This window comes from Flavobacterium sp., assembly GCF_049318185.1.
GTDB lineage: Bacteria > Bacteroidota > Bacteroidia > Flavobacteriales > Flavobacteriaceae > Flavobacterium.
The window spans coordinates 1-4,397 of record NZ_JBMOGV010000140.1; the positions used below are offsets into that span (position 1 = coordinate 1).

The 4,397-nt window shown below is 31.7% G+C and carries 5 protein-coding genes; 2 read left to right on the forward strand and 3 right to left on the reverse strand.

The annotated features are described in order from the left end of the window. From ACOYLT_RS10280 to hemA, 3 genes are all read right to left on the reverse strand, one after another. The coding region (locus ACOYLT_RS10280; RefSeq protein ID WP_422853759.1) for a uroporphyrinogen-III synthase at positions 1-542 on the reverse strand (542 nt) is incomplete at its 3' end. A 63-nt stretch (positions 543-605) separates the two neighbouring features. Next, positions 606-1,529 carry a hydroxymethylbilane synthase gene (gene hemC / locus ACOYLT_RS10285; protein ID WP_422853760.1) on the reverse strand — a complete coding sequence of 308 codons (924 nt, stop codon included), beginning with the start codon at positions 1,527-1,529 and terminating at the stop codon, positions 606-608. Positions 1,530-1,555: 26 nt separating this feature from the next. Beyond that, positions 1,556-2,818: a glutamyl-tRNA reductase gene (gene hemA / locus ACOYLT_RS10290; RefSeq protein WP_422853761.1), complete on the reverse strand. Its 1,263-nt coding sequence runs from the start codon at positions 2,816-2,818 to the stop codon at positions 1,556-1,558. Positions 2,819-3,055: 237 nt separating this feature from the next. On the opposite strand from hemA, the gene ACOYLT_RS10295 reads away from it, so the two are divergent. Both ACOYLT_RS10295 and ACOYLT_RS10300 read left to right on the forward strand, forming a co-directional pair. Further along, positions 3,056-3,928 (forward strand): helix-turn-helix transcriptional regulator, encoded by an 873-nt coding sequence (locus ACOYLT_RS10295; protein ID WP_422853762.1) that lies wholly within the window; start codon positions 3,056-3,058, stop codon positions 3,926-3,928. Positions 3,929-4,017: 89 nt separating this feature from the next. Further along, positions 4,018-4,397, forward strand: a 380-nt coding sequence (locus ACOYLT_RS10300) for a ferrochelatase (RefSeq protein WP_422853763.1), incomplete at its 3' end; no start/stop codon positions are given.

A 4,397-nucleotide genomic window follows, 5' to 3' on the forward strand; every position in this document is an offset into this window, starting at 1 on the left:
TTTTTTACTTTTTTGTTTTCTAAAGATTCTGCTGTGGTTTCACCTATACAAAAGCACATTTCATCTTTTATAGTGTTCATTTTCAAATAACTTTCTACTGCTGATGGACTGAAAAGTAATATTCCGTCTAATTTATTTGTTATTTTTTTTGAAGTTATGTTGGTTTGGTATACTTCAATTTCGTTAAATGTGATTCCGTTTTCTTTTAATGTGTTTGGTAAAACGTCTCGACGTAAATTTCCGCTAAAAAAAGTATAGCTTTCTTTTGAATAAATAAGTGAAATTATTTCAGCCAAATCAGCTGCATAACCAGTATAAGCTATAACATTAAACCCGTTTTCAGTTAATAAATCTTTGGTTTTCATTCCCACTGAAAAGACATTTTTACTTTTTAGTTCGTTGCATTTTGGATGTTGTAAAATACTTTCAACTGCATTTTGACTGGTGAAAATCAGATTTCCATTGATTTTTGAAAGTTCAAAATTTTTGATTTTGGTTTCGATGAAATCTTCCTCAATTACTGAAATATTGGCAACTAACAAAAGTTGCTTTTGATTGGGTAAAAGTTTTTTGGTGGATAATATGACAGGGTTTTTTACCACAAATTATTTCTTCAATTGTTGTTTTATTTCCGACATCAAATCGGTTCCACCATTTACTAAAATTTCTTCTGCCGAATGAAATCCTAATTTTTTCCATTCTGAAATAGCAACAACTTTTTCTATTTCAAGTTTTTGTTTTCCGTCTATAGATAATAAAACTCCTTTGAAATTTATGGTGTCTTCTTCTTCGTTATATGTTGCAATGGCTCCAATTGGCGCAGTACATCCGCCTTCTAATGTTTTTAGAAATTGTCTTTCTATATAGGTACAAATCTCTGTTTCAATATGATTTAATTGAGAAATCGCATCTATCGTATAATTGTCATTTCCCATAGCTAAAACTACCATGGCGCCTTGTGCTGGCGCTGGAGTCATCCAATCTAGATTGATATAATAATCTGGTTTTAGGTTGATTCTCTCTAAACCTGCGGCTGCAAAAACGGCTCCACTCCAATCACTTTCGTTTAATTTTTGCATTCTGGTATTCACATTTCCGCGTAAATCGACCACTTTATGATTTGGATATTTGTTCCACCACATGGCTTGACGACGCAAACTTCCTGTAGCAATAGTTCCATTAGATCCTAAAAAATCTAAGTCCCCTTTGTGAACTAAGATGTCTAAAGTTGTGGCTCTCTCTAAAACGGCAGCTTGCACAATTCCAATTGGCAAAGTCGTTGGCACGTCTTTCAAAGAATGCACTGCAATATCAACCTGCCCATTTATCATGGCAATATCTAAAGTTTTTGTAAAAATTCCAGTAATTCCGAGTTCGTAAAGCGGTTTGTCGAGGATTATGTCACCTTGCGATTTTACAGCTATAATTTCAGTTTTATAACCTAAATCATTAAGCTGTTTTTGGACTGTATGTGCTTGCCAAAGTGCGAGTTCACTATCACGAGTTCCTATTCGTATTGTCTTTTTCATTTCTTTTATTTAGAAGAAAATCGAACTTAACTAAAAAAAGATTTCTCTTGTTCTAGTTGAAATACTTTTTCAATCCATTCAATACCTTCATCCATTGATTCGCCATCTTTTAAATGGTTTACAAAATGATTAGTAATTTTTTGAATGATTCTATTGCTAATTAATTCCGCTTGTTCTTCATCAAAATTGGCTAATTTTTTACGCTGAAAGTTTAATTCACCCTCTTTAATCGCATTTAATTTTTCTTTTAATGCCTGAATGGTTGGCGCAAATTTTCTATTTTTTGTCCAAGCGACAAATTCCTCTTTAATTTCTTCAATGATTGCTTCGGCAGCAGGAATGTGTAATTTACGATTTTCTAGAGTTTCATCCGTAATTTGAGATAAATGATCCAGATGAATTAACGTTACACCTTCAACTTCTTTTACATTTTCATGCACATTTTTTGGAATGGATAAATCTAAAATTAACATAGGTTTTTTTAGATTTAAAATGGCTTTATCAATGGTTGGGTTTTGTGCTCCTGTAGCTACAACAACAACATCGGCTTTTTGAAGCTCTAATTGTAAATCGGCGTAATCTTTTACAACTAAATTTAATTTTTGGGCCAGTTTCTCAGCTTTGTCTTTAGTGCGGTTTATTAAGGTAATCTGATCGTGTTTGGTATGCTTCACCAAATTTTCACAAGTATTTCTTCCTATTTTTCCAGTTCCGAAAAGCAAAATATTTTTATTAGGAATATCGACTACGTTCTTGATAATATATTGAACCGAAGCAAAGGAAACCGAAGTAGCGCCAGATGAAATTTCAGTATCTGTTTTAATTTTTTTGCTAGCTTGAATAACCAAGTTTACTAATCTCTCTAAGAATGAGTTGATCATTCCGTTAGATTTACTTTCGTTGAAAGCAGTTTTTAACTGACTAATAATTTCAAAATCTCCAAGAATTTGACTATCTAAACCAGTACCAACTCGAAACATGTGATGAATAGCTTCTTGATTTTTATAAATGTAGGCAACTTCTTGAAATTCTTCAACGCTTCCGTTGCTGTTTTCACATAGTAATTTTATTAATTGATAGGGATGTTGTGCAAAACCGTAAATTTCAGTTCTATTACAAGTTGAGGTCACCAACAGTGCTTCAATTCCTTCGGCTTCGGCTTGTATCAGCAAAGTTGATTTTGCTTGATTGTCTAAACTAAACTTTCCTCTAATAGCGGCGTCTGCTTTTTTGTAACTTAATCCTAATGCATAAAAAGAAGTTTGTTTCGACATATTAAAATTTTCCATAAGGTACTTTTCTGAAAAGCTCAACAAAATTATTACTATCCATTTCATAAAAACAACGCTAGAGGGACTTTTTGTATCGCTCTGAGAATTTTTAAATCAATTTCGACTTTATAGCGTTATTTATTTTAAATTTGCAGAGAAATTAAGTATAATAAAATTTATTATATGGATTTATTCTAAATAAAAACATTTAAAAAGTCTGACTCTGAAATGAATTCAGACTGAAAAAATATCGCTATGGGTTCTCAAGAAGTAATAACAATTGAAAATGATTTTACACTAATTCGTTTTCAAAATGATGGAAACGAAAATTTTCATGTGAAAAAACATGTAAATCAAGGACTTATTCAATTTCATTTTGGCATTAAAGGAAAAGCAAAATTTGTTTTTAACGAAGGAAATTATGCGTTAGAATTGAAAGATGAAAAGTCATTATTGTTTTACAATCCGCAAAAAGAATTGCCTTTGAATTTAGAATTAACTCCAAATTCGTGGGTGATATCAGTAATCATTTCCATTCAAAAATTTCACGGATTGTTTTCAAATGATTCTGAACACATTCCGTTTTTAAGCGAAGAAAATAAAGACAAGAAATATTATAAAGAAGGCGACATTAGTCCGTCTATGGCCATTGTTTTGAGTCAATTGTTTCATTATAATTTGAATCCATCCATAAAAAATCTCTATTATAAAGGTAAAGGATATGAATTATTAAGTTTGTATTTCAACCGTTCAGAAGATCCAAATGCAGAACAATGTCCATTTTTAATTGATGAAGATAATGTCTTAAAAATTAAAAAAGCAAAAGGAATTATTATTTCAAATATGGCTGAACCTCCTGGATTAGAAGAACTTTCAGAGCAAGTTGGATTGAGTTTGAAAAAACTAAAAATGGGTTTCAAACAAATTTATGGTGATACGGTTTACGGGTTTTTATTTGATTACAAAATGGATTATGCCCGTCAACTATTAGATTCTGGATCCTATAATGTAAACGAAGTTGGATTAAAAATTGGTTACAGCACAGGGAGTCATTTTATAGCAGCGTTTAAGAAAAAATTTGCTACAACACCAAAGAAATATTTGATGTCAATAAACCCAAATACCTAACCAAATCAGTTACATAAATCAAACAATAATTAAAAAAAATAAATGTGAAAAGTAAGAATCCTTTACTTTTACAAAAAACAAAAAACACCATGAAAGGAGTATTATTAGTCAATCTAGGTTCACCCGAAAGTCCAACCGCAAAAGATGTTAAGCCTTATTTAGATGAATTTTTAATGGATAAATATGTTATCGACGTTCCATTTTTATTGCGCGCTTTATTAGTTCGTGGTGTTATTCTTCAAACTAGACCTAAAAAATCGGCAGAAGCTTACGCCAGAATATGGACTGATGAAGGTTCGCCACTGATTGTGATTTCTAAAAAAATGCACCAAAAAGTGCAATCGTTAGTAGATATTCCTGTTGCCTTAGCGATGCGATACGGAACAATAACCATCATGAAAGGATTACAAGAATTGAAAGATAAAGGCGTAACCGAAGTGATGTTGATACCGCTTTATCCGCAACATGC

Bases quoted from the DNA above. Each gene is read 5' to 3' on its own strand.
- hemC (WP_422853760.1), bottom strand. From the start codon at position 1,529: ATGAAAAAGACAATACGAATAGGAACTCGTGATAGTGAACTCGCACTT.
- hemA (WP_422853761.1), bottom strand. From the start codon at position 2,818: ATGGAAAATTTTAATATGTCGAAACAAACTTCTTTTTATGCATTAGGA.
- ACOYLT_RS10295 (WP_422853762.1), top strand. From the start codon at position 3,056: ATGGGTTCTCAAGAAGTAATAACAATTGAAAATGATTTTACACTAATT.